General features: G+C 41.0%; 23 protein-coding genes, 1 other RNA gene and 1 pseudogene. 10 read left to right on the plus strand and 15 right to left on the minus strand.

Annotated elements, in window-relative coordinates:
- Window positions 1–12: 12 nt before the first annotated feature.
- From murG to mraZ, 10 genes are read right to left on the minus strand one after another with little or no spacing between them, the layout of a single operon-like run.
- Complete coding sequence (gene murG, locus ADS77_RS02005; RefSeq protein WP_054452715.1) at window positions 13–1,095, minus strand: undecaprenyldiphospho-muramoylpentapeptide beta-N-acetylglucosaminyltransferase; 1,083 nt, start codon at window positions 1,093–1,095, stop codon at window positions 13–15.
- Window positions 1,092–2,267 (minus strand): cell division protein FtsW, encoded by a 1,176-nt coding sequence (gene ftsW / locus ADS77_RS02010; protein ID WP_054206638.1) that lies wholly within the window; start codon window positions 2,265–2,267, stop codon window positions 1,092–1,094. The genes murG and ftsW overlap by 4 nt, the downstream gene beginning before the upstream one ends.
- Window positions 2,264–3,589 (minus strand): UDP-N-acetylmuramoyl-L-alanine--D-glutamate ligase, encoded by a 1,326-nt coding sequence (gene murD, locus ADS77_RS02015; RefSeq protein ID WP_054452718.1) that lies wholly within the window; start codon window positions 3,587–3,589, stop codon window positions 2,264–2,266. The genes ftsW and murD overlap by 4 nt, the downstream gene beginning before the upstream one ends.
- The gene (mraY, locus tag ADS77_RS02020) at window positions 3,590–4,672 is read right to left on the minus strand and encodes a phospho-N-acetylmuramoyl-pentapeptide-transferase (protein WP_054206640.1); all 1,083 of its coding nucleotides are present in this window, start codon (window positions 4,670–4,672) and stop codon (window positions 3,590–3,592) included. It abuts the gene before it with no gap.
- The gene (gene murF, locus ADS77_RS02025) at window positions 4,666–6,054 is read right to left on the minus strand and encodes a UDP-N-acetylmuramoyl-tripeptide--D-alanyl-D-alanine ligase (RefSeq protein ID WP_054452719.1); all 1,389 of its coding nucleotides are present in this window, start codon (window positions 6,052–6,054) and stop codon (window positions 4,666–4,668) included. Before murF ends, mraY begins: the two co-directional genes overlap by 7 nt.
- Entirely contained in the window at window positions 6,051–7,532 is a 1,482-nt protein-coding gene (gene murE, locus ADS77_RS02030) for a UDP-N-acetylmuramoyl-L-alanyl-D-glutamate--2,6-diaminopimelate ligase (protein ID WP_054452931.1), read from the minus strand. The genes murF and murE overlap by 4 nt, the downstream gene beginning before the upstream one ends.
- The gene (locus ADS77_RS02035) at window positions 7,525–9,342 is read right to left on the minus strand and encodes a penicillin-binding transpeptidase domain-containing protein (RefSeq protein ID WP_054206642.1); all 1,818 of its coding nucleotides are present in this window, start codon (window positions 9,340–9,342) and stop codon (window positions 7,525–7,527) included. Before ADS77_RS02035 ends, murE begins: the two co-directional genes overlap by 8 nt.
- Window positions 9,339–9,665 (minus strand): cell division protein FtsL, encoded by a 327-nt coding sequence (gene ftsL / locus ADS77_RS02040; RefSeq protein ID WP_054206643.1) that lies wholly within the window; start codon window positions 9,663–9,665, stop codon window positions 9,339–9,341. Before ftsL ends, ADS77_RS02035 begins: the two co-directional genes overlap by 4 nt.
- Window positions 9,662–10,600, minus strand: coding sequence for a 16S rRNA (cytosine(1402)-N(4))-methyltransferase RsmH (gene rsmH / locus ADS77_RS02045; protein WP_054206644.1), 939 nt, complete (start codon window positions 10,598–10,600; stop codon window positions 9,662–9,664). Before rsmH ends, ftsL begins: the two co-directional genes overlap by 4 nt.
- A gap of 30 nt (window positions 10,601–10,630) precedes the next feature.
- Entirely contained in the window at window positions 10,631–11,089 is a 459-nt protein-coding gene (gene mraZ, locus ADS77_RS02050; RefSeq protein WP_054206645.1) for a division/cell wall cluster transcriptional repressor MraZ, read from the minus strand.
- 566 nt (window positions 11,090–11,655) lie between these two features.
- On the opposite strand from mraZ, the gene ADS77_RS02055 reads away from it, so the two are divergent.
- The 4 genes from ADS77_RS02055 to ADS77_RS02070 all read left to right on the plus strand — a co-directional run bounded on the left by ADS77_RS02055 (window position 11,656) and on the right by ADS77_RS02070 (window position 16,085).
- Window positions 11,656–11,994: a hypothetical protein gene (locus tag ADS77_RS02055; RefSeq protein ID WP_054452720.1), complete on the plus strand. Its 339-nt coding sequence runs from the start codon at window positions 11,656–11,658 to the stop codon at window positions 11,992–11,994.
- Window positions 11,995–11,999: 5 nt separating this feature from the next.
- On the plus strand, window positions 12,000–12,443 hold the full coding sequence (locus ADS77_RS02060) for a phage holin family protein (RefSeq protein ID WP_054452721.1): 444 nt from the start codon (window positions 12,000–12,002) through the stop codon (window positions 12,441–12,443).
- Between the two features lie 20 nt (window positions 12,444–12,463).
- Window positions 12,464–12,721, plus strand: coding sequence for a hypothetical protein (locus ADS77_RS02065; RefSeq protein ID WP_054206648.1), 258 nt, complete (start codon window positions 12,464–12,466; stop codon window positions 12,719–12,721).
- Window positions 12,722–13,046: 325 nt separating this feature from the next.
- Complete coding sequence (locus tag ADS77_RS02070) at window positions 13,047–16,085, plus strand: EAL domain-containing protein (RefSeq protein ID WP_200909636.1); 3,039 nt, start codon at window positions 13,047–13,049, stop codon at window positions 16,083–16,085.
- Window positions 16,086–16,347: 262 nt separating this feature from the next.
- On the opposite strand, the gene ADS77_RS02075 is transcribed toward ADS77_RS02070, so the two are convergent.
- On the minus strand, window positions 16,348–17,322 hold the full coding sequence (locus ADS77_RS02075; RefSeq protein WP_054206650.1) for a YihY/virulence factor BrkB family protein: 975 nt from the start codon (window positions 17,320–17,322) through the stop codon (window positions 16,348–16,350).
- Between the two features lie 136 nt (window positions 17,323–17,458).
- Between ADS77_RS02075 and ADS77_RS02080 the strand changes: the two genes are divergently transcribed.
- Together ADS77_RS02080 and ADS77_RS02085 are read left to right on the plus strand one after the other, a co-directional pair.
- Window positions 17,459–18,574, plus strand: coding sequence for a mechanosensitive ion channel family protein (locus ADS77_RS02080; RefSeq protein WP_082355582.1), 1,116 nt, complete (start codon window positions 17,459–17,461; stop codon window positions 18,572–18,574).
- 234 nt (window positions 18,575–18,808) lie between these two features.
- Window positions 18,809–19,456, plus strand: a pseudogene (locus ADS77_RS02085) (YoaK family protein); the annotation flags it as partial.
- Window positions 19,457–19,683: 227 nt separating this feature from the next.
- Here the strand turns inward: ADS77_RS02085 and rnpB are convergent.
- Together rnpB and rsmI are read right to left on the minus strand one after the other, a co-directional pair.
- An RNA gene (gene rnpB / locus ADS77_RS03235) (RNase P RNA component class A) lies at window positions 19,684–20,063 on the minus strand.
- Window positions 20,064–20,104: 41 nt separating this feature from the next.
- Window positions 20,105–20,962 (minus strand): 16S rRNA (cytidine(1402)-2'-O)-methyltransferase, encoded by an 858-nt coding sequence (rsmI, locus tag ADS77_RS02090; RefSeq protein WP_054204386.1) that lies wholly within the window; start codon window positions 20,960–20,962, stop codon window positions 20,105–20,107.
- 61 nt (window positions 20,963–21,023) lie between these two features.
- Here rsmI and ADS77_RS02095 point away from each other — a divergent pair, with 61 nt between their 5' ends.
- The 4 genes from ADS77_RS02095 to dolP are packed head-to-tail and all read left to right on the plus strand — an operon-like array spanning window position 21,024 to window position 24,469.
- Window positions 21,024–22,901 carry a penicillin-binding protein activator gene (locus tag ADS77_RS02095; RefSeq protein ID WP_054452727.1) on the plus strand — a complete coding sequence of 626 codons (1,878 nt, stop codon included), beginning with the start codon at window positions 21,024–21,026 and terminating at the stop codon, window positions 22,899–22,901.
- A gap of 41 nt (window positions 22,902–22,942) precedes the next feature.
- Window positions 22,943–23,314, plus strand: a complete 372-nt coding sequence (locus ADS77_RS02100) for a YraN family protein (protein WP_054204388.1) — start codon at window positions 22,943–22,945, stop codon at window positions 23,312–23,314.
- A gap of 1 nt (window position 23,315) precedes the next feature.
- A complete protein-coding gene (locus ADS77_RS02105; protein ID WP_054204389.1) occupies window positions 23,316–23,903 on the plus strand; it encodes an SIS domain-containing protein in 588 nt (195 codons plus the stop codon).
- The gene (dolP, locus tag ADS77_RS02110) at window positions 23,903–24,469 is read left to right on the plus strand and encodes a division/outer membrane stress-associated lipid-binding lipoprotein (protein WP_054204390.1); all 567 of its coding nucleotides are present in this window, start codon (window positions 23,903–23,905) and stop codon (window positions 24,467–24,469) included. Before ADS77_RS02105 ends, dolP begins: the two co-directional genes overlap by 1 nt.
- Window positions 24,470–24,805: 336 nt before the next feature.
- On the opposite strand, the gene ADS77_RS02115 is transcribed toward dolP, so the two are convergent.
- Complete coding sequence (locus ADS77_RS02115) at window positions 24,806–25,249, minus strand: ClpXP protease specificity-enhancing factor (RefSeq protein ID WP_054204391.1); 444 nt, start codon at window positions 25,247–25,249, stop codon at window positions 24,806–24,808.
- A complete protein-coding gene (sspA, locus tag ADS77_RS02120) occupies window positions 25,249–25,875 on the minus strand; it encodes a stringent starvation protein SspA (RefSeq protein ID WP_054204392.1) in 627 nt (208 codons plus the stop codon). The genes ADS77_RS02115 and sspA overlap by 1 nt, the downstream gene beginning before the upstream one ends.
- Between the last annotated feature and the right edge of the window lie 47 nt (window positions 25,876–25,922).

The raw sequence follows: 25,922 nt of genomic DNA on the forward strand, positions 1-25,922 counted from the left end.
TATTAAATTCGTTCACACAGTTCTCTTTTTATTTGTTACTTGCTCACAATGTTTGGCAACCTGCGCCGTCGCATTTAGCACAGCAAGACCTTTAGCGCGGCTTGCCATTTCATTAATTAACTCAGGCTCATTTAAATACGGGCTCAATAACAAGGCAAGTGCCTGTTGATTAAACTGCCCCTGCGGCATGAGTAATGCCGCATTGCCTTCAACTAAAAATTTTGCATTTGCGGTTTGGTGATCATCCACCGCATGAGGATAAGGCACAAACACCGCCATTTTACCTGCGGCAGCTATCTCGCTTACAGTTAACGCACCAGCACGACAAATAACAATATCAGCCCAACTATAAGCAGCATCCATATCATCTATAAATTCAGCAACTTTAACTTGCTCGGTACTCATTTTTTGCTCTGTGTATGCTTCACTCACAGCGCCTAAATGCCCTTTCCCAGTTTGATGCCAAACATTTATTTCACATACACTAGTAAGCTGCGCAAACGTTGTTGGTAGTGTGATGTTAAGTACCTGAGCACCTAATGATCCCCCTACCACCAGCATATTGATTGGATTGCTAGCATTGCGAACTGGTACATGAGCAACGCTTTCGCGTACTGGGTTACCCACCACTTCACATGCACCTTTAGCAAACGCGCTCGGAAAGGCAGCCAACACCTTATTCGCAAATTTTGCTAGCCACTTATTACTCATTCCGGCCACCGCATTTTGCTCATGGATCACCAGCGGAATACCTAAACTTTTTGCCGCAATACCGGTCGGTCCTGTTACATACCCCCCCATTGCTAACACAACATCTGGGCGCTGTTTTTTCAGCACTTTGCGCGCTTGTAAAATGGCATTAATAACCATAAAAGGCGCTTTAATTAACCGTGCGAAGCCATTGCCACGTACGCCTTTGACATTTATAAAATCAATATCAATATTGTGCTTAGGGACTACTTGCGCTTCCATACGATCAGCGGTACCAATCCAGCTTACTTGCCAGCCTTGCTGTTTAAGGTAATCAGCCACAGCAATCCCTGGGAATATATGCCCTCCCGTACCACCAGCAACGACTACTAATTTTTTACTCATCGTTTACCTCCTCGGGATGTTGCTTGTTTGGTTGCCATTTTTGTTTCAAAATCTACTCGCAATAAAATTCCCGCTGCGATTGTCATAATTAATAAACTAGAGCCGCCATAAGAAACAAACGGTAAGGTGAGTCCTTTGGTTGGTAAAATACCCGCACTTGCGCCGACATTAACCATGGTTTGAAACGCAAACCAAATACCAATCGCAAACGCAAAGTAGCCTTCGTATTCTTTGCCACATTTTAATGCTTGTTGACCAATTAATAATGCCCTAAATACTAAGGTGCCGAACACCAATAAAATACTTAATACACCAACAAAACCGAGCTCTTCGCCAATCACTGCAAAAATAAAGTCATTATGTGCCTCAGGTAAATACTGCAACTTTTGAACGCTATTACCTAACCCTTGACCAAACCAACCACCTTGACCATATGCCATTAGCGATTGCACCAACTGATAGCCTTTACCAAACGGATCGTCCCATGGTTCTAAAAAGCCAACCACTCGCGCCATCCTATATGGCTCTACAATGATCAACAGCACGACTAAACCAATACCAGTTAAAATCAGTGCGAAAAACTGCCATAGCTTAGCGCCAGCTAAAAATAATAAGCCAACGGTGGTAACAAACATCACTACCACAGTCCCGAGATCTGGCTGTAATAAAATTAATGCGGCATAAACAGCAAACACTGCAATAGGTTTAGCAAAGCCTTTGATGTTCTCTTGTACTTCAGCGCGTTTACGCACTAAATAACCCGCTATATAGCTAAAAAAGTACAACTTTGCAGCTTCAGCAACTTGAAAACCCACTGGCCCAATAGGGATCCATCGTTTGGCACCATTTACTTCGCGCCCAACAATCAGCACCACAATCAATAACACCATACCCAATAATAGTAAGTATGGGTTAGAGCGTTTCCACCATGTCATAGGCACACAACACGTAATCCAAAAGAGCGCTAGACCCATAGCTAAAAACATACTATGGCGAATAATAATATGATACGGATTGTCAAATAGTCGCTCAGCGGCAGGCATTGAAGCACTTGTAACCATGACAAAGCCCAAACCAATTAACATAATTACACAATACAACAGTGGAGCATCATACAACTGTGCTGATTGCTTGGGAGTTAATGCATCACGAATATCAGCAAATGTTGTCATAGCGACACCCGCTTTACACATTCGCTAAAATGATCGCCGCGTTGCATGTAATTATTGTACATATCAATGCTGGCACAGGCTGGAGCAAGTAACACAATGTCTTGGGCAACAGCAAGTTGCTTAGCAAGCTCAACTGCTTGTTCCATATTTTGCGTTAAATGGCTTTTGTTTGTTAGCGCTGCTAGCGCATTGGCATCTTTACCAAAACAAATAAGCGCTTTTACTTGCGCTTGTAAATACGGTTTTAAGCTATTGAGATCTGCGCCTTTAGCATCCCCTCCAGCAATCACAATTAGCTGCTTAGCTTGATCTGATAAACTATCTATTGCTGCGATAGTTGCACCGACGTTCGTTGCTTTAGAGTCATTAAAATATTTAACTCCTGCAAGTTCTGCTACAAATTGGCAGCGATGAGCCAAGCCATTAAATTGGCTAAAAGCTTCATGGTAGGCAGTTTTACTAATCGAAAATGGGCTTAATAATGCCATTACTGATAAAGCATTTAAGTGATTATGACGCCCAACTACCTTTAAACTATCTACAGGTAATAACGCTTGCTGCATTGCACTAAACTGGGCGCAACCGTCTTTGTAGGTAATCGAGTAATCAGCATCACTAATACCAAAACTCAACTGTGGTTGCTGTGTGGTATGTGTTGCACTATCAGCGGCATTTACCACTGCAAGCTCTGTATGTCGGTAAATTGTTAGTTTTGAGTCAATATAAGCGTGATAATCAGCATAACGATCTAGGTGATCTTCAGATATATTCAGTACTGTTGCACTCGTTGATTTTAAACTGTGTGTAGTGTCTAGTTGAAAACTCGAGAGCTCTAATACATACACATCAAAGTCAGCACTGAGTAAATCCAGTACGGCAGTTCCAATATTTCCACCTAAACCAACTTTGTACCCTGCAGCTTTAAGCACTTCATAAGCCAAGGTAACAACGGTTGATTTACCATTAGAGCCTGTCACCGCTACAACGGGTTTTGTATTTAAGCGGGCAAACAGTTCAACATCACCAATCACTTCTACGCCCGCAGCCATTGCGGCGACAACTGCGGGTGTCGTCAAACTCAAACCAGGGCTAATGATGATTATATCAGTGCTGTTTAGATTTGCAGTTGCCAAGTCATCAAAGTGAGTTTCTAAATTAGGCGCATGCTGTTTAAGCCAATCAGCGCCAGGTGGACAACTGCGACTATCAACAATATAAGGAGTAAAAGCATGAGACATTAAAAAACGCACAATGCCCAGACCGGTAACACCGAGTCCGAGCACTGTTATATGTTTGTTTTTTATCTCGTTTAAATACGTCATTTACCTAATCTTTAATGTAACTAGACCCGCTAACACGAGCACGATCGAAATAATCCAAAAACGTACGATAACACGAGGCTCTGGCCACCCTTTTAATTCATAGTGATGATGGATTGGCGCCATTCTAAAAATCCGCTGGCCACGTAACTTATAGGAACCAACTTGCAAAATAACCGACAAGGCTTCCATTACAAATACTCCGCCCATTATCACTAATACCAATTCTTGACGGACTAATACCGCAATAATTCCCAGCGCTCCACCTAAAGCAAGAGATCCTACATCACCCATAAATACTTGCGCTGGATAAGTGTTAAACCATAAAAAACCAAGCCCTGCCCCGACGATCGCAGTACATACCACAACTAACTCACTGGCTAATGGTAAGTGTGGAATGTGTAAATAAGCTGAGAAGTTTACGTTACCGGTTAAATAAGCAATGATTGCCAATGCCGCAGCCACTAAAATTGTTGGTACAATCGCTAAACCATCTAAACCATCGGTAAGGTTTACCGCATTAGATGTTCCAACAACGACAAAATACGTCATTACGATGTAAAACAAACCCAGTTGCGGTAATACATCTTTAAAAAATGGCACAACTAACGATGTTTCATTTGCATGATTTGCTGTAAAAAACAAAGCGCAAGCAACAACCAATGCAATTACTGACTGCCAAAAGTATTTCCATCTGGCAATCAAGCCTTTTGGATCTTTGCGGATCACTTTACGATAATCATCAACAAAACCCACCAGACCCAACGAACCAATCACAAATAATGTAGCCCACACATACTTATTGGCTAAATCTGCCCATAATAATGTACTGGTAAAAATAGACGCTAAAATTAATAGGCCACCCATTGTAGGTGTGCCCTTTTTAGATAAATGCGACTCTGGGCCGTCATTTCTGACAACTTGGCCTATTTGCATTCTTTGCAAAGCGCGGATCAGTTTAGGACCAAAATATAATGAGATTAATAACGCCGTTAAAATACCAAATACAGCGCGTACAGTAAGGTATGAAAATACATTAAATGCACTGTAATATTGAGTTAAATACTCTGCCAGCCAAACTAACATTCAGATACTCCATTGTGGCCACTTTGCTGGCTATTAACTAAATCTTGTACAAGTAATTCCATTCGAGAACTGCGCGATCCTTTTACGACTATGGTGGTTTTTTGTGATGTGTTAGCTAAGCCAGCTTGCAATTGTAGTAGGAGTTGATCACGGCTTGAAAAATGACGATTCGGTTTTTCAAATTCATCACTCGCATATTTGCTCAGTACACCAAGAGTATAGAGTTCATCAATACCTTTTTGCTTAGCATACTCGCCGACTTGTTGATGATACATACGAGCGTCTTCACCAAGCTCACCCATATCACCAAATGCTAAAATACGTTGACCTTGTATATCGCTCAATAAATCGATTGCTGCTTTTACCGATTGCACATTCGCATTGTACGTGTCATCAATGACGGTTAATGTATCGCTAACTTTTATGATATTGACACGCCCTTTAACTTCTCCCATTGAGCCAAGCGCAGCTGCAATATTTTCAAAGCTAACTCCAAACTCACTGGTAAGTGCTGTAGCAATCAATGCGTTTGCAACGTTATGTCGCCCAGGTAAAGCAAGCCTTACTGGTACTCGTTTTTCTTTAGTGCAAATAAAGAAAGAGGCGTGAGCCTGCTCATCTAAGCTGATATCCTCAGCCCAGATATCCAGCTTTTCACTGCTTGAAAAGCACTTAATATTGCGTCCTTGTAATTTATTAAGCCAACGGTCACTAAATTCACTGTCGCAATTAACAATGGCTACGCCGTGCTCTTTCAAACCATCGTAAATTTCACCTTTGGCAGTGGCAACGCCCTCCAATGAACCAAACCCTTCAATATGTGCAGCAGCCACATTACACACCACAGCCACATCCGGTTTAGTCATCGCCGCAGTATAGGCAATCTCACCGATGTGATTGGCGCCAAGCTCAATAACGGCGTATTGATGATGAGGCTCCAAACGTAATAAAGTCAGAGGTACGCCAATATCGTTGTTAAAATTACCTTTTGTTGCAAGCACGTCACCATGAGAGGCTAAAATAGCAGCACACATTTCTTTTACAGTAGTTTTGCCAACACTGCCTGTAATTGCAATTGTTTTTGGTGCAACGCTAGCCATTATCGCTGAGCCAATTTCACCCAAAGCAATTCGTGTATCTGCCACTACAAACTGAGGCAAATCACATTCAATAGCATGATCGACAATAGCTGCGATAGCGCCTTTTTCTTTTGCTTGCTGAATAAATTTATGGCCATCGAAATTAGGCCCTTTTAATGCTAAAAACACCTCACCATCACATACTGTGCGGGTATCCGTGTTAATATTTATAATCGTTTGATTACCACCTTGGTAATCGGTTGCCAGCACATTTGCTAGCCAATCAAAATCCATAGGGATCATAACTGCGATCCTCTTCGTTGTTGTTCTTTTAGATGTTGTTGTACAAACTTACGATCACAAAAATCAAGGCGCTGAGTACCGACAATTTGATAGTCTTCATGCCCCTTACCTGCAATCAAGATCACTTCACTTGGCTGTGCATTATCAATCGCATAAGCAATAGCTGCCGCGCGATCAGCTTCTAAATGAATAGCCTTGCCCTGTGTAAACCCTACTGCTACATCGTTAATGATCTGCCACGGATCTTCGCTGCGTGGGTTATCACTGGTCACAATAACCTTATTAGCATGTTGCTCTGCCGCGTGGGCCATCATAGGGCGCTTACCTTTATCTCGGTCACCACCACAACCAAAAACGCAGCTCACACCACCCGGAACATGTTGTTGTAATGCTTGTAGTGCAAGAGCTAATGCATCTGGTGTATGTGCATAATCAACAATACAGGTTGGTTGGTTAGGTGCACTAAACGCCTGCATACGCCCAGCAACAGGCTGTAAACTTACACACCCAGCAGCAAGTCTATCCAGCGGATACCCTAAACCTAGCAGCGTCGCAATCGCGGCCGCTAAATTATATAAGTTAAATTCACCAAAGAGCGGGCTATTAATTGAGATATCCCCCCAACTTGTTGTTAATGTAGCTGAAATACCTTCTTTATGGTAACTAACATCAGTAAAGTACACATATTTAGCACCTGTAGGAACAAGCCCTTTTCGCCCATAACATACTAGGTTGGTAAAATCGTATTCCTTTAGCCAATGTTGAACCTGACTATCATCTTGATTGAGTACCACTAACTGCGCGTTAAAATCACGTAAAAGCATTAGCTTTGCAGCAGCGTAGCTTGCCATATCACCATGGTAATCTAAGTGATCACGTGACAAATTAGTAAATACCGCAGCTTTAAATGTTGTTTTTGCAACACGCTGCTGTACTAAACCATGCGATGATACTTCCATGGCAACTAACGTGTTTTTCTGTGTAATAAGTTCAGATAAAATTCTCTGTAAATCAACACACGATGGCGTGGTATTAATCAGTGGCGTTAGCTGTTCAGGTTGGCCATAACCCAAAGTGCCGATAATCGCCGACGCGGTATCGCAATAATTAGCTAAGTGAGCAATCATTGCTGTAGTCGTCGACTTCCCGTTTGTACCTGTTACACCAATTAACTCAAGCTGCTTACTTGGCCGCTGGTAAAAATGACTCGCTAATGCTGGTAATTTTTTATCTAAATCAGAGACCAAGTACAACGGCTCAAAGTCACTCTCAAATTCACACAAGCGATCCGCTATAACTGCTGCCGCACCATTTTCAATTGCTTTTTGTATAAACTGACCACCATCTAATTCATGGCCTTTAATTGCAACAAATACATCACCTGGCTTTACATCTCGGCTGTCCAAGCGTAACTCGTTCACTAATAAGCTACTGGCCGCTATCTCTAAGTGCTTTAAAATTGTTTGTAAATCACGCATCATCATCTTTGCCTTTGACGTAAGCAACCGAGCCTTTATCGGGAGCCACGTTTAAAATTCTTAACGCGTTAGAGATAATTTCTGCAAATGCAGGGCCTGCTGTCGCACCACCATAATAAACATCTCCACCGGGCTCATTGATCATTACCACCACAGCTAAACGCGGATTACTCGCCGGTGCTATGCCTGCAAAATAGCCAACATATTCGTCACCATAACCACCTGCAGCGGCTTTTTTAGAAGTACCCGTTTTACCCGCTGCACGATAACCATCTACTTTAATACGGCTGGCGGTTCCGCCCTCTTCAAAAACGCTTTCCATCATATTCACAACGGCTTCAACATCTTGTTGTTGAAATACACGCTCACCCTCAGGAACTGAGTCTTGCTTTAAAACCGTGAGCGGTCGATTCACACCACCAGCACCTAACATTGCATAAAAGCGTGCCATTTGAGCCGTACTAACAGCAATATTATAACCAAATGATAATGCTGCAATTTCATGATCAGACCAGCGACGATTTGGATAAAATAAACCGCTGCTTTCACCAACCATCCCAGTGCCCGAATCAGTCCCAAAACCCACTTTTTGATATAAACCAACAAAGTAGTCTTTAGGTAGTTCTTGGCTAATTTTTGTCACGCCCATATTACTGGAGTACTTTAAGACCTCTCGCAGGCTCATTTCGCCATGATTACGGGTATCTGTAACTAAGCTACCTCCCAATCGCATCCAACCTGGAAAAGTATCAACTTTATCACCAGCTTGAATTGTGCCGTAGTCTAATCCAGCCAAAATGGCTAGAGGCTTAACGGTTGAGCCTGGTTCGAACAAATCTGTAATAGCACGATTACGGCGTTTATGAGGGGCGGCATCATTAAGGTTGTTTGGGTTAAAAGACGGGCTGTTAACCATCGCTAATACTTCGCCGGTTTTAACATCTACCACCATCGCTGAGCCTGAGCTCGCTTTGTATGTCAATACCGCTGACTTAAGGGCTTTGTAGGCAATAGCTTGAATACGCTGATCAATACTTAATTGGATATTTTCAGGCTCAACGCGCTCACGCTCATCAAGCACTTCTACTTCACGTCCTTGAGCATCTTTACGAATAGTCCGGCGGCCTTCTTCGCCAGTCAGCGCATTTTCATAAAGTTTTTCAATACCTTCAATGCCTTTACCATCAATGTTAGTAAAGCCTAAAACATGGGCGGTTACTTCACCTGCAGGGTAATAGCGTTTTGATTCATCTAATAAATGAATACCTGGCAAGCGTAAGTCACCAATGTAATTTGCAACCGCTGGCGTTACTTGGCGTTTTAAATAAACAAAACGCCGAGTTGCATCATCACGTAATCGGCTTGTTATTTTTTTCGGCTCAATACGTAAAACATCTGCAAGCTCACGCCATCGTAAATCGTTTTTATAATAAAGCGCGACTCGCTGTTGTAGTAACGGTTTGTTCTTAGCAAGAGCTTTGTGATCTTCACCCTCTTTTTTAGCTTGTTTAAGTACTTTTGCAACCAAAGATTTATGTAATGCTTTAGGATCTGCGTATACACTCACAACAGGTACACTCACAGCAAGTTCTTTACCATGGCGGTCAAAAATCATGCCTCGCTGTACATGTAACTTCTCAACACGCACAGTTCGTTTGTTGCTCTCAGAGCGAGCTTTGTCTGGCTCAATAACTTGTAGATACGCAGCACGAGAAACTAAGGTTACAAATACCAACAGCACCACAGAGCACACCAGCATAAAACGCCATGTGCTCAATGTATTCGCTGGTTTTTTTCCTCTATTTCTCATGGCAGTATAATCACCTGTTCATCTTGGCTGGTTGGCCGTTTCATTTCTAATTGCATTGTGGCAATTTCTTCAATGCGCACATGCTGTGAATAAAACTCTTCTTCAACTAATAGATAACGCCACTCTAAATCAAGCTCATCTCGTTCCTGCAAGAGCTGATCTTGTTTAATCAGTTCTTGGCGTGCTAAATAAGTGCTTTGTACGACGCTCAAACTTGAAGCGAATATCAAAACCAACAAGGCCGAGGTTAGCTTATTCGCTCCTAGGCCTTTGATTATTTCTAAAAATAAGTTGGGTTGTCGATGATTCGCTTTAGCCTTCATCCCAATCTCTGTGCCACCCTAAGTACTGAGCTGCGTGAGCGTGTATTACGTTCAACTTCAGCCGCACTTGGTTTTATCGCTTTACCTACTGCTTTTAACGTCAGGTTTTTATTTATTTGTGCGTCTGTTAAAGGCAGACCTCTAGGTAATGCTTCTCCCTTACTCTGTTTTCTAATAAATTGTTTTACAATACGATCTTCTAAAGAATGAAATGAAATAACCACTAAACGTCCACCCGGTTTAAGCACTTTAACCGCAGACTGTAATGCTGTTTGAATTTCTTCCAATTCACTATTGATGTAAATTCGAATTGCTTGGAAAGTACGCGTAGCGGGATGTTTAAACTTATCTTTTACAGGCACTGCCTCATCAACTAAATCAGCTAACTGCTTAGTCGTCGTAATCGGTGTGTGTTCACGTGTTTCAAGTATTTTGTGTGCTATGCGTTTACCAAATTTCTCTTCGCCCAGCTTTTTTATCACATGAGTAATGTCGTCTAATTCAGCCTCAGCTAACCACTGTGCTGCGCTGCGACCTGAGGTAGGATCCATTCGCATATCTAAAGGACCATCTTTCATAAAGCTAAAGCCACGCTCAGCATCATCAAGTTGCGGAGATGACACGCCGATGTCTAATAAAATACCATCAACTTTACCAATGAGATCGTTTTGCTCCGCTACTTCGTATAACTTAGAGAATCGGGTGTGAGCAATGGCAAAGCGCTTATCATCTGCAAATTTTTCTGCTGATTTGATCGCTTGTGGATCTTGATCAATTGCCTGCAGTCGGCCAGTCTCACCAAGGCGCGCCAAGATTTGTCCAGAATGTCCGCCGCGGCCAAATGTACCATCCATATAAATACCGTCTGGCTTAATTGCTAGACCCTCGATGGTTTCGTCCATTAATACGGAAATGTGTTCAAATTGCGCTGTCATTAGCTATTTTTTGCCTTTTTTATTGTGTGATCAGAGCGAGAAATTATCTAAATCAGGGGTTGATTCAAAATCACCGAGTCGCTCTATTTCGGTGTCTTGGCGCATTTGCTCATGCCAACGCTCTTCATCCCAGATCTCAAATTTATTCATCAAACCGACCAACATGATTTTTTTGCCTAAATCTGCATGAGACCGTAACGACGGTGCCAATAGTATTCGGCCATTTTTATCTAGTTGGTACTCAGTTGCATTACCTAACAACATTCGTTGCATGCGTCGTGCACGTGGATTCATATTGGAAATTTTAGCTAATCGATCTTCGATATCTTGCCACTGTGCTAATGGATACAACCATAAGCAGGGCTCATTCAATGCCACAGTACAGATCACAGTCCCCTGATCTTCAGACAATAACGAGTCTCGGTATTTAGTAGGTACCGCAAATCGTCCTTTGTCATCCAAACTCAGTGAACTCGCACCGCGAAACATATAAAACCTATTCTAATAATTTATAATTAACCGATTTCGATTACTTTGATCCAATTTGATCCACTAAAAACCACTTTTTACCACAGTGCTCCAGTTTAGGGCTTGACAAGGAGTTTTGTCAAGTCAGCAAAATCCTATAATTGACTGTTAAAGCCAGAAAAAATAAGGGCTCGCGCAAAGCTACTGAATTACGTGGGAAAATGTGGAGAACAATAAAAAAATAAATTTGATCATCAAATTCAGTAAACTTTTCACCGCTGATGCAGACTGAATAATCTATGAATAATTACAAATATTTCCCTTCTTAATTCCTCATGCTTTAATTGTTTCGATTAAAGTTTAAACAAATCAACATTATTCTCTCACTGAAGTTGTGAATGTCTGCATTTGTAATCACTTTGTAAAATTTACCATTACAGTGAAACTGTTACTCACTCATAATTTTAAATATTATGTATTTGTCTGAACGAAAATCGTAATGCACTGATTTTAAATAATAATATAAAAATAATATGGCTGGTCTAAAGCTTGCTTATTCTAAAGCACGATTAATTTATTAAGGAATAATGATGACTACATCAGCAACTAACTCAACAACGGCAACCAATAGTAAAGCAACTGTAAACTCAGCAGTGCCTGAAGCACCATTAACAGAGAAAGCAACGTCAGCAGCTCATCAAGCTGTTGATACATTGTCTTCAAAAGCAGCTACTGCAGAATTAAACATTCGCAAAGGCGCATCTACTTCAGCAGAAACTTTATCTGAAAAGCAAAAACTAGCGCAAGATAAGATCACTGAATACAGTGGTAAAACACGCAAGTTAGCGTCTGAAAACCCGTTAGCGACAGCAGGTATTGCATTTGCTGCTGGTATGTTAGTAACCGCGCTAATTCGTCGTAAGTAGCCGTTATGGACCAAGATACCGATACGGTAAATAAGCAGCATCGTGCCACTGATCCAGCCGCTAAAAGCGCAGATCAGTGGCAAGATCACCTTGTTAAACTTTCGCAGTATGGTGAGCAAATTTATCAGGACTATCGCGAACAAGCTGGTACGTGCAAAGAGCTAGCAAGTGCAGAATGGCGACTATCTACACGCTCATTAGCGTTGACCATTATTTTATTGGTTAGCTTTGCTGGAGGCTTAGTATTACTGTGGGCTGGTTTATTAGCAACAATCGGGCTCGCTATTTTTGCATTCAGTCAATCTATTTGGCTCAGCGCGGCTTGTTTAATTGTTTTACAGTTACTGTGTTTAGCATGGCTGTGGAAAAATATTGGCTACATTAGTGAAAAAATTGGATTTGACAAAACAGCACGTAGTATCAAACAGCTGCTTAACATCAATAAGTAATAAATTTCTTGGAGCTTGTTATGATCATTGATTACTTCATTCAAAAGCCGAACCGTAAAGTCACCCATTTAAGTCAAAAAATGGATGCTCTCGATGGCTTAAAAAAGCAACATCAGCAAGCATTTAACTACCGACTAAAGCGATTTTTAGTAAGTAATGTAGGTATTGGAAGTGCATTTACAGCAGGTGCTGGGTATCAAGCCCTTAAATCTAGTGAGAAGCATAAAAGTACCGCTAGCAAAATAAGTAAATTAACGTGGCTACTGCGTTTACTATAATAAAGTACGCGCCATCAAAATACCTTATTGAATTTCATTCAATGATATTACTTAATTATAAAATGGGTAATAACACATCAACTATACGATTATTTAAATTCAACAATAACTTATCATTATTTAAAGGGCTTTGATGCACCAAAATTAGTAACATTGTATTATATAAAGTAACATCAATCATTCGTTTTAAATGAATATTCACTTAACCTTATATAATACGTGGTTATTTTTTACATTATTGGCTACAATTTTGAATTGAGTGCAAAGTTAGAAGAGTATCATCATTTTTTCGTCGTCATTAAAACATCGCCTTTACCGTTTGTTTATGTTGTTAAGCTTGCCTGGTATTGTCGTGATGCTGTTTAGCCTTTGGCATGCAAAGGAAACTGCACTACAGGAGAGTCGCTTTCAGGCATTAGCTATTGCTGAACAACTTGCCACCCAACAGACTGAGATACTTAACGAAATTGAAATATTCACAACACAATTAGCCAGCTTAAAAGATTTTAGCTCACCGCTTATATCCGAATGCCCGTATTACTTAACAAAAGTCCAAGCACTTAAGCCTGAAATTGCGAATATTGGTATTACTAACTTAAAAGGTGATCCACAATGTTTATTAAAAGGCGTTAAGGAAGAGATCAACATTGCTGATCGTGAATACTTTCAAAATGCGCTAGAAACTAAAAATTTTGCGATTGGTTTTTTTCAAAAAGATCGTAGCTTAGATACATTAACTGTAAACTTTGCTTACCCACTTTTAGATGATAAACAAACACCATATGGCGCTGTTGTTACAGTAATAACATTAGATTGGTGGAGCCAAAAACTCGCAAACTTCCACTTACCACCCAATGCAATTGCAGTCATCACGGATAGCCATGGCCGAATTATTGCCAATTATCCCAATGATCCTAGTTTATTTGGCGCAAATGTTAGTCATTATGGTTTTAGTATTGAGCAACCAGCAGTAAACAACATTGTTGATTTTAAAGGTGTAAACCATGTTTTACATAGTCAAGTAATGTACCAAGATGAAGTGAAAAACACCTTAAATGTGTATGTTGCGATCCCCTTTAACAATGCAATAAAAGAAGCCAATCATCTATTTTTAAATACTATTTTTGCTTTTATTTTCATGATTTTTATATTGTGCATATTTGCCCATATACGATTAAAGCAATCAGTATTAACACCCATTGCCCGCCTAACTACGGCGATTAAAGAACTGGCATCTGGACAATTACCAAAGCAATTTAGCCTAAACAGCCCTGAGCTAAACACGTTATACACACACTTTGAAGAAATGGCACAAACGCGCCTAAACGCAGAAGCTAATGTAAAACGCCAGCATGATGAACTAAGTAGCTTATTAAACGCTTTGCCCGACATTTATATTAGGGTAAACGTTCATGGTGAAGTTCTTAATTTAGGTGGCCAAATATCACAGCTCAACACCCCAGTTTTTACTCGTTCTAAACTGCATTTACGCGATATTTTAGACGAAGAAAAAAGTAAGCAATTACTTAAAAATTTACCTGCAAAAAATGAAACCACCTATTTTGAGTTAACCGAAAATAACACCACTGCAGAGCATATTTTTGCGGTGCGTATTAGCGCAAAACAAAACAGCAATGAATACACTATAGTTTTACAAGATATTAGTGAACAAAAACAAGCTGCAAAAGCCTCTCACCTCGCCTCACTTGTTTATTCAAACAGCAGTGAAGGCATGGCGATCACTGATCCAAACGGCATGATTTTAGATGTAAATCCCGCTTTTTGTAAGGTAACCGAGTACAGTAAAGAAGAAGTACTGGGCAAAACCACCGCAATCTTAAGTTCAGGAAAGCATACAAAAGCGTTTTATCAAGCAATGTGGCAGGAAATACAAGAAACAGGACGCTGGCAAGGTGAAGTAGTTAATCGACGTAAACATGGCGAACTGTTCACCGAATGGCTTACTATCGATACCGTATACGATGAATATCACCAACCCCAGCGCCGTGTTGCTATTTTTACTGATCTTACCGAGAAAAAAGCTGCGGATGATTTAATTTGGCACCAAACTCACTTTGATCATTTAACCAACCTGCCAAATAGAATTGAGTTAAAAGAACGACTAAATTTACGCCTCAGTACACATTGCAATCCCACAGAGCCGCTAGTGTTAATGTTACTAGATCTCGATCACTTTAAAGATATAAATGATACTTTAGGCCATTACTATGGTGATGAGTTACTTAAGCTCATTGCTACTCGGCTACAATATGCGATAGCTGATCTTGACTTTATTGCCCGCATTGGTGGTGATGAGTTTGTTATGGTGCATACCAAATTAGTAAGCGATGCTCATATTAAAAAGGTCGCCAATGATGTGCTCAAAGCGATGTCAAAACCATTCCATTTAGAGAATGAAGAAGTGTATATAGCAGCCAGTATCGGTATTGCAATTGCTCCAACTGATGGTGACACTTCTGAACTGCTGTTAAAAGCAGCCGATCAAGCTATGTATCAAGCCAAGCAAAATGGCCGAAACTGCTTTGCGTTTTTTAACTTAAATTTACGTGAGCAAGCACAAGCTAGAATGAATTTACTAAAAAACATTCGCAGAGGCATTGAGAAGCAACAATTTGATCTTTATTATCAACCTATTGTTGATCTTGATTCTGGGACGATCCACAAAGCTGAAGCCTTGATCCGCTGGTTGCACCCAAGACAAGGAATTATTAGCCCCGCACAATTTATACCTCTTGCTGAAGAGTCTCGCTATATTAATCCTCTGGGACAATTTGTTTTCACCAGAGCATTACAAACACTCAATATATTACGCGAAAAAATAGACCCTAATTTTCAGCTAAGTATCAACGTCTCACCCGTACAGTTTAGCTGCCTTGATAGTGGTATTGATCAATGGCCTGCGCTACTTGAAGCAGCCAATTTACCACCTAGCGCCATTGTGGCAGAGATCACCGAAGGACTAATGATCACGCCAGAGCATTTAACCCAACAAAGGCTCAAATCGCTAGTGCGTTCAGGTATGGAGCTTGCCTTAGATGATTTTGGTACTGGTTACTCATCCCTTGCTTATTTACAGCAAATGGACGCCGATTACCTAAAAATAGACAAATGCTTTGTTGATAACATTCATGCTAATAACCAAGAACTCGCGCTATGTAAGGCCATAATAACTATGGCGCACCAGTTTGGTTTAAAAGTGATCGCTGAAGGGATTGAAACAACCGAACAACGCCACCTATTAATGGAACTTGGCTGCGACTATGGCCAAGGGTACTTATTTTCAAAACCATTACCTGAGCCAGAATTTATCGCCCTACTCAATAATTCAAAAACAAATGATTAGGGCGTGTTGACCTTTCGTGATTGATTTTGCAGCAGTATGTTTGGTATTTAGGCAAGGCAGAGCCTATGTCGTGTGGTTGTTCCCCATAAATAGGTGATAACGCAGTATAAATACCAAACATGCGCTACCCAAAGGGTTCTTCCTAGGGGCGATTGACTCTTTGTTACTCGGTTTTTACTTAGCCCGCTAGGTTACAAACCTCGCGCCGCGATTAAATCGCCCCTAGGTTGAACAAATTTCAATCCACAAAGGTCAACACGCCCTAATCAACCCTATTTTTCTTTTGTAAGGTGGTTAGTCTGTCAGCCACAAAAGCGCCCCGTTCACCCACATCTTTAGCGGGGCCAATAGTGCTATCAAACATTGTTTGCTGCTCTGCGCATGCATTGATAGCTGCACCAAAAATGATAATATAAGCACTGATGTACAACCACATTAGCATGATCACAACGCCCCCCAATGAACCATAAGTTTCGTTATACGAAGCAAATTTAGCAACATAAAACGAAAATCCCAACGAAGCCACTATCCACAACACCATCGCAATTAAAGAACCCGGTGTTACCCAGCGCCATTTAGCCGCTTTTCTATGGGGCGCATAACGATACAAGCATGCCAATGCAAAATTAAAAACAAGCGCCAATAATGGCCATGAGACTAATTGAATGACAATATCGACCTGTTGAGTTAACCCAACCAAATTAAGTGCTATAGGTAAAATACCGATAATGAGCAGCGCGATGACTGCAACCATAATCGCACCCACCGAAAATATAAACCGTACAATCAATGCTTGAAAAAACGCCCGTTTATTATGCTCATGGTAAGTAATATTACATGCCGTAATTAATGCTTGGCAGCCTTTACTGCTACTCCATATAGCAAGTAACAAAGTACCTATGGCGCTTATACTTAAAGTGGTATGCGACTTTTGACTCACAGCAGTCACTTGTTCAAGCACAATGTCACGACTACTAGGCGGTAACAATGTGATAAATTGGCTTAAATGTGCTGATATTTCAGCTGGTGATGAAAAATAAGCATAAACAGATACCAACGCAGCAATCGCAGGAAAAATAGCCAATAACGCATAAAATGCGACCCCCGCAGCCACAAACGATAAATTATCTTGTGACAAACTAACATAAACTCGCTTAGTAATGTCCCACCAACCAAGTATAGGTATAGAGGTAGGTGTACGAGCTTGATGACCTCTTTTATTTTTCGCAGTATGCATTTTATACCTCATCACATTTTAAACTGTGGTTAAAGTTAATACGTTTAACCTGCAACAAACTTGCCATTAAATTATGGTCTATTATTTGCACTTACACATCAACAATCAGACCTGCCACCGCAAGGGATTTGTATCAATGAATAATTTTTTTATATTTATAAATCAGTTTGTTAAGTTAATAGAGAAGGACTCAACCAAGCTGAAAGTAGAGCAGCCTTGGCAGTTCACAGCCCAAGGGTTCAGCGAGCAAATAACGCACTTTTTACAGACTACGGCGCAAATGTTACCCGCACTCATATTGGGTATACTTGCGATCGTAAGCTGTTATTTTTTAGCAAAGCCCTTATCTTACTTATTACTTAAGCCTTTAGGGTACGTAAGTGAAAGCCGCTTGTTGCATGTAGTCACAAGACGGTTCATTAGTACTTTAATCATATTATTTGGCATTTATTTATTTTTAAGGCTCGCTGGTTTAACTCAATTTGCCGTCGCGGTAATGAGCGGAACAGGCCTTCTCGGTTTAATTTTAGGGTTTGCATTTAGGGATATCGCCGAAAACTTTATTTCAAGCATGTTACTAAGCGTACAACGCCCTTTTAAAATAGACGACGTTATTGAGGTAGACGGTCGCCTAGGTGTTGTAAAAAAAGTAACTGCGCGTGCAACAACCCTTGTTGATTTTGATGGTAACCATATACAAATACCTAACGCGAGCGTTTATAAAAATGTTATTAAAAACTTAACAGCAAACCCCAAAATGCGAGGTCATTTCTCAATAGGAATTGGCTACGATAATGATATTCGCACCGCACAAAGCCTTGCTATTAGCACAATATCAGAGCAAACCGCAGTGCTTAGCGATCCACCCCCTCAAGTATTAGTTGATAACTTAGGCTCAGCCACCATCAACTTTACCGTGTACTTTTGGGTCAATAGCGAACAACATAGTGTTGTAAAAGTAGCTTCACAACTCATGCGAGAATTAATCAATAACTTTACTCAACATCAAATAAGCATGCCTGACGATGCCAGAGAACGCGTACTGCTTAATAGCCAAGGTGAAGATATTTACCCCCCAGCAATAGCACCTAAAACAGCGGCAACAGAAACCACAAACACGAAACCCCACATTAAAAAACGTGCAACAACACAGCATGAACACGGTATTGACGATGTAAGCAGTGATACTGATGATATTCGCGAACAAGCCGATGAATCTCGTGATCCCGAACAAGGTAATAATATTATTTAAATTTTAAAGGGTTAAAAAATAGCGGTACTTCACTATAAAACAGCAGACACAAAAAATGGACGTAGGTTATTTACTTTCAAAACCAATAGCGGAACAGGCGTTTTTGGCACTTGCAAAAAGCGCGCAATCCTTGAATAAAAAGCCGTTGAATACGAATTGAATGGACGCAAAAATTAGATTCAGGTTGTGTAATAAATAACGAACTGATAACTCATTTTAATATAACTATTAACTGTGATTTCAAAATTACCTCGTTGGGTAGAGGCTGGATCTTTTTTACTTGCTCTGGTTGCAGGGCTTGTCAATTCGATTGGGTTATTAGGCTTCAAACATCAATCAATTTCGCACCTATCTGGCACCGCAACTCAACTTGGCACCAGCTTTATTATCACTAATGTGGCTGACACCTTACATTTAATTTTTATTTTGCTTAGCTTTATTATCGGTGCAGCACTATCAGGCGCATTTTTACCAAGTGGCGCACTTAAACTCAGCCATAACTACAGCAGCTTACTATTATTTGAAGCACTATTACTGGCCGGTTCAGTGTATTTCCTATCTGATAGTTCAATGATCGGCCACTACCTAGCATCAGCAGCATGTGGGTTACAAAATGCATTAGCCACAACTTATAGCGGCGCAGTTATTCGTACCACTCATGTTACCGGCATCTTTACTGATCTAGGGTTAATGCTTGGTGCAAAATTAAGAGGCGAATCATTTGATAGCCGAAAAGCACGATTATTCCTACTGATCATCTCAGGGTTTATTTTCGGCGGCACGTTAGGAGCCTATTCATTCCACTTTTATAAATTTAACGCACTCTTTATCCCAGCGACCATCTGCCTAGTATTAGCCGTCAGCTACTCAGTGTTTAAAGCTATCAATAGTAAAAAACTTAAGTCATGTGCAGAAAGTAAATTAACGTTAATATGTATTAACGTTAGCCGCGTGACCAAATTGCCTTTTAAAGCTCACTTCTTTTGTCACCTGCCTAGAAACTCTCTTTCACTCTTATCGCTTATGGCTTATGGCTTATGGCTAAAATCTGATAGCAAATTTCAAGCACAAAAAAGCCCGCAGCGTTAACTGCGGGCTTTTTTGTTGAATGAGTGAGTCAGCCTATAAGCCGGGTTTTGTCCTTTCCGAAGAAAGTGATAATCATTCGTCTAGGCCATAAATCGCTCTATGGCTCAAGCAACCTACCCGGTTCTCACGTGGGCCACGCGTTCATTATTTAAAATGATAGAACCCTATTTGGTCTTGCTCCGGGTGGAGTTTACCTTGCAACCAACTATTACTAGTGGCCCGGTGCGCTCTTACCGCACCCTTTCACCCTTACCAATCCGAAGATTGGCGGTCTCCTCTCTGCTGCACTTGTCGTGGGCTCGCGCCCCCCAGCCGTTAGCTGGCACCCTGCCCTATGGAGCCCGGACTTTCCTCCCCCTGATCATTTTCGTCACAGGCAGCGATCATCTTGGCTGACTCGGCGCGCATTATACCTGAGCTAAGCGGTATGTGCAGTAAGATTTATTCTTTTTCGTCGATAATTGTTTTATATAAGGCGTTTTTCTTCATACCGAAGTAATCAGCCACAATACCGCAGGCTTTTTTCATTGGCATTTCATTCTCAAGGAGCGCCAGCATTTTACGCGCCTCAGGTGGTACATCATCAACAAGCTTTGCTTTACCTGGCAACATGAGTACTATTTCACCGCGCTGCTTGGTTGGATCGTCAGTTAAAAACTGTTTAAGCTCGCTTACTGTGCCATTAAAAAAGGTTTCAAATGTTTTGGTTAGCTCTTTAGCAAATACAACCTGCTGATCGCTGCCAAGCGCAGCTTCTAAATCGTCAAGGCTGGCCATTATACGATGCGTGCTTTCGTACATGATGCTGGTGATGTTGGAATTAACCGCATCAATGAAAAAATCTTGTCGTGCTTTACTTTTAGCGGGTGTAAAGCCAATAAACTGAAAACGATCAGTTGGTAAGCCTGAACAACATACGGCCGTAATTGCAGCACACGCACCTGGAATTGGCGTAACATGCGCACCTTGCTCTCGGCATAAGTTAACCACGGCATAACCTGGATCACTAATCAGCGGTGTGCCGGCATCCGATACCAACGCAATATTTAAACCTTGATTTAGTTGATCAATAATTTGTTGCGCTTTTTGCTTTTCGTTATGGTCATGCAAAGCAAACGTTTTTGCTTTAATCCCAAAATGACTGAGCAACTTGCCGGTGTGGCGAGTGTCTTCAGCAGCGATTAAGTCAACTTGCGATAATGTCGCGATTGCGCGCTGACTTAAATCGTCAAAATTGCCGATTGGGGTGGCTACAATGTAAAGAGTGCCGATTTTCTGTGAATTCTCCTCATTTAACATTGAGGTCTCCTGCGTCAGTCAGTAATATAAGCAAATCGCGTTAACGTATTGGGAAATCATTGTGCGACTTAAACTTGTTAGTCTATTAATCATATTGTCAGGGTTATCGGCCTGTAGTACAACCGAAAAACCGACTAAAACCACTGAAAACCTCAGTTCAGCTAATAGCACCACACAAATTCAAGCGACTGATGCACAATCTATGTACCAAATTGCTTTGAATCGCCAAGGTGCTGATAAAATTCAGCTACTCTACAGTGCTCGTGACGCAGCAATAACTGAACAAAGCTGGCCACTATTGGAACAAGTGTGTATCGAACTTGAGCGTACTCCGAGTGTTGATCAGGTACAAAACAAGCTTTACATCGCATTTGCACAAAAGCAGCAAAACAAGAACACTTTGGCGCTTGAAATCCTCGCCAGTTTAGATTCACAACTAACGCAGCCCGAACACTTTGCATGGCACCAGTATCTAACAGCCAGTATTTACGCATCACAAAATTTACCTAAAGACGCGATGCCTTACTTTTTTAGGGCGTCAGAGACTGCAAGTAAAAATAACTTAACCATACCGCAGTTAAACAAAGGATTATGGGAAAACTTAAAACAGCTTTCATCTTACGCGCTTGAACGCTTTAACCGCGGCTCTGTTGTTCAACAAGGTTGGGTTAATTTAGCTTTATATCATTTAGTGTATTTAGGCGCGCCTGTTGAATTGGATCAGGCAATTAATAATTGGCAGCGACGCTATCCAACTCACCCTGCGATAGATGTATTGCCTAAGAAAGCGGCCGCACTTATAGCTATTGCCCCCTTAGATATTGAACGTTTAGTAGTGCTAATTCCTCAGTCAGGTGCAAATGAACGATTAGGTGATGCATTAAAAGCAGGTATTTTAGGTGCGCTAGATAGCTCACCGATTCAAGAGACTATTTTTATTGATGAAATGCTTAGCCCCTCAGAAATAACAGCTAAGCTTAGCGAGATTAAACCAAACTTTGTGATTGGCCCATTACTCAAAGGTAACATTGATAAACTTGTCGCTAATCAAGCTCTGCAAAGCTATCCAACTTTACATTTAAATTCATTTGATGGCGAACGCACATCAACTCAGCATTATTTCTTTGCACTTAATCCTGAGCATGAAGTTCAGCAAGCACTGGAACACTTTTTAGCAATGGGTTACCAAAAACCGATGTTGCTTGCGCCAAATAACGGTGCTGGTCAACGGTTAGTTGAGTACTTTAATATTCAGTGGCAACGCTATAGTGAAACAAAACCAGAAGTCGGTTTATACGATGATAAAAAGGACATGCCTACAACGATAACCAGCTTACTCGAAGTGGATAAATCGAAGGAGCGAATCAGCACAGTAAAATCATTATTTAAACAAGAAGTTGAAAGCGAAACTCGATCTCGTCGTGATATTGATGTTATTTATATCCTAGGTGATGCCATGGAAACCCGTTTGCTCAAACCTTATTTAGATGTAAATGTAAGTACCTTTGCTGAACGGATCCCACTTTACGCAAGTTCAAAAAGTCATAGTAAACAAATTGATAAAACTGATAAAGGCGACCTAGATGGTTTGTACTTTACTGAGTTACCGTGGATGCTAAGTGACCAGATATCAAAGCAAGCCTTACGTCAGCAATATAATACTTTATGGCCTGATCAAGCTGATATAAGCCAACGATTATTTGCGATGGCCTATGACTCCGTAGCAATACTTAGTGATATTACACAGTTGAGTATGATCCCTGGTAAGCAGTTCGGTGGTTTAACAGGCCAATTAAGCATTACTAGCGATGGCCAAATTAACCGTCATTTGAATTGGGCTCAATACAAAAACAAGCAAATTAGCGCCGTGCAGCTTAAAACACATGCACCGATCCCATTATTTATGCAAACAGCAAGTGACCAAATGGGGAGTGAGTAGCTATAATCCTGATTTGAGGCCAGCAAAATAAGGATGTTGTGATGTCTTGGTTTAAACAACTATGGCAAAATAGCCGTGAAAAAGGTCAGTATTACGAGTTACAAGCGCAAAAGTATTTAGAAGAACAAGGTTTAATAGCCATTGAGCGCAACTATAACTGCCCCTACGGCGAACTAGATGTGATAATGCGTGATGGTGATACATTAGTATTTGTTGAAGTGAAGTTTCGCAGTAGCCACATAAAAGGCGGCGCGCTGCATGCACTTGGTAAACAAAAACAGCAACGTTTAAAACGTACAATTTATCATTATTTAGCATTTAAAAAACTGAGTAATCAAGCGCTCAGAATTGACTTTGTCGCAATAACCGGCGAAGTGCCGCAACAACTTAATTGGATAAAAAACGTATTTTAATATGCAAGATACAATAAAAGAAATTTTTACAGAAAGTATTCAAGTGCAGATTGCTGCAGGTGAAGTTTTGCCTAGTGCGTTAGAAAGCGCCGCATTCACAATTGCGCAAAGCTTAATCAATGGTAATAAATTGATTTTTTGCGGCACAGCAAGCTGTCATATGCTGGCTCAACACATGGCTGGTGTGTTGATTAATTTTTATGAAACAGAACGCCCGTGCTTACCTGCAATTGCGTTATCGCAAGAGCATATTAACTTAGGTCAAACGAGCCAAAGTGACGAACAAGATACATTTGCTCGCCAAGTGCGTGCGTTTGCACAACAAGGTGATTTATTGTTGGTACTGGCCATTAATGGTAATGAAAAGAATATTATTTCTGCGGTTGAGGCTGCGTTAACTAAAGATATGAAAGTGATCGTTTTAGTTGGTGATGATGGTGGTGAATTAGCAGGCTTGCTTGGCGCAAATGATGTTGAGATCCGCGTACCATCAAAGCGCCCTAGTCGCATTATAGAGTCACACTTAGTTAACCTTCATTGCCTAAGTGAGCTAATCGATTTAACCCTATTTCCACAGGATGAAAGTTAATGCTCAAGCACTCACTTATTATTATCAGTACCGTTTTATTTTTACAAGGTTGCGCCGTTGCCGTTGTTGCAGGAACTGCTGGCGCAGTAACTGCAGCGAATGATCGCCGAACTTTGGGTTCGCAAATTGATGATAACAACATCGAGATCAAAGCTAACTTATCTATAAATGAGATACCACGCTTAGCAGATCATGCCAATATAAGCGCTGTAAGCGTTAATGGCATTGTTTTATTGATAGGGCAAGTTGCCAATCAAGAAATGAAGAATGAAGCCCATCGTGCGATTGAGACAGTAATAGGCATACGTAAGATCCATAATCAGATTCGTATCGGTTCTAATATTAGCATTAGCACAAAAACACACGATTCGTGGTTAACATCAAAAGTAAAAACAAAGCTACTTACTACCGATAATATTAGTAGTAATAACATCAAAGTAATTACTGAAAATGGCGAAGTTTTCTTAATGGGTTTAGTCTCCAACTCCGAGGCTAACACGGCTGTAAGCGTTGCCCGCAACGTATCTGGTGTTGAACGTGTAATTAAAGTGTTTGAGTATTTGTAAAGGTATCAGGTTCGAGGAGTTTAAAAGCCTTGCAGTTAATATCGCAAGGTTTTTTAATTCCTGTAGGCGGGAGTTTACCTCGCGCATCTTCACTAAAAAACGCGGGGTAAACAATCAACCTTTACCCGTTTCTATCAGCTCGTCGCCTATGAACTTTAACACCACCTGCGCGGTATAAAGCCCCCGCCTACGCAAACATAAATCCCTATGCGCCCGCAGCCGGGAGTTTACCTAGCACCTAGTCACTTCCCTAGCACCTTTGATTTTTACCTTTAATGCGCTTTTATACAGACATAAAAAAACCGCTACTTAGCGGTTTTTTTGTCAATTTACATATTATTTTACAACACGTAAATGCGAGCCTTTTTTGTTATCTGGCTTAGGCGGTGTAGGTTCATCATCAGGGGTGAACCCATCGTCTAAATCAACACTTTCTAGCTCACCTACAAAATCGTCTTCGTCCTCTAAAAACTCATCTGCGGTAAACACTGTGCCTTCTCCGTTTTCGCGGGCATAAATAGCAAGCACTGCACCAATTGGCACATATACTTGCATTGGCTGACCACCAAATCGGGCGCTAAAGCTTAATTGCTGATTATCCATCGAAAACTGCGTGACGGCTGAAGGGCTAATATTAAGCACAATTTGACCATCTTGGATAAACTGTGTTGGTATTTGCACTGCAGGAAAATCAGCGTTTACCACTAAATGTGGCGTACACTGATTATCAACAATCCAATCAAAAAAAGCGCGGAGTAAATAAGGACGATTAGACGTCATTACAAACGGATCTCACGCTCAGCTTCAGTCAAAGAAGCTTGGAATGATTCACGCTCAAATAAACGGATCATGTATTCTTTCATTTCTTTAGAACCAGCACCATTAAGCTCAATACCAAGTTCAGGTAAACGCCATAGTAGTGGTGCTAAGTAGCAATCAACTAAACTGAATTCTTCACTCATAAAGTAAGGAGCTTCAGTAAAGATTGCTGCAACAGCTAGTAATGCTTCTGTCAGCTCTTTACGTGCTTGAGCAGCATCTGCGCCATTGCCATAAACTTTTGCAGCAAGGCTATACCAGTCCGTATCGATACGATGCATCATTAGACGGCTACGGCCACGCATTACCGGATATACAGGCATTAGTGGAGGATGAGGAAAACGTTCATCAAGGTATTCCATGATGATGTTTGCCTGATATAAACCTAACTCACGGTCAATCAGTGTTGGCACTGTACCGTAAGGGTTAATTTCATGAAGTGCTTCTGGCAGGTTGTCCTTTTCAGCCAGATGAATATCTACACTTACGCCTTTTTCAGCAAGTACAATACGTACTTGATGGCTATACATACAGTTAGCACCAGAAAAAAGGGTCATTACAGGGCGCTTATTGGCAGCTACGGCCATGCCTACCTCCATTAAATAACAAAAACAGCAATAGGGGCTTAAGCCCC

This window comes from Pseudoalteromonas porphyrae (assembly GCF_001298125.1).
In the GTDB taxonomy this organism is placed as follows: domain Bacteria; phylum Pseudomonadota; class Gammaproteobacteria; order Enterobacterales; family Alteromonadaceae; genus Pseudoalteromonas; species Pseudoalteromonas neustonica.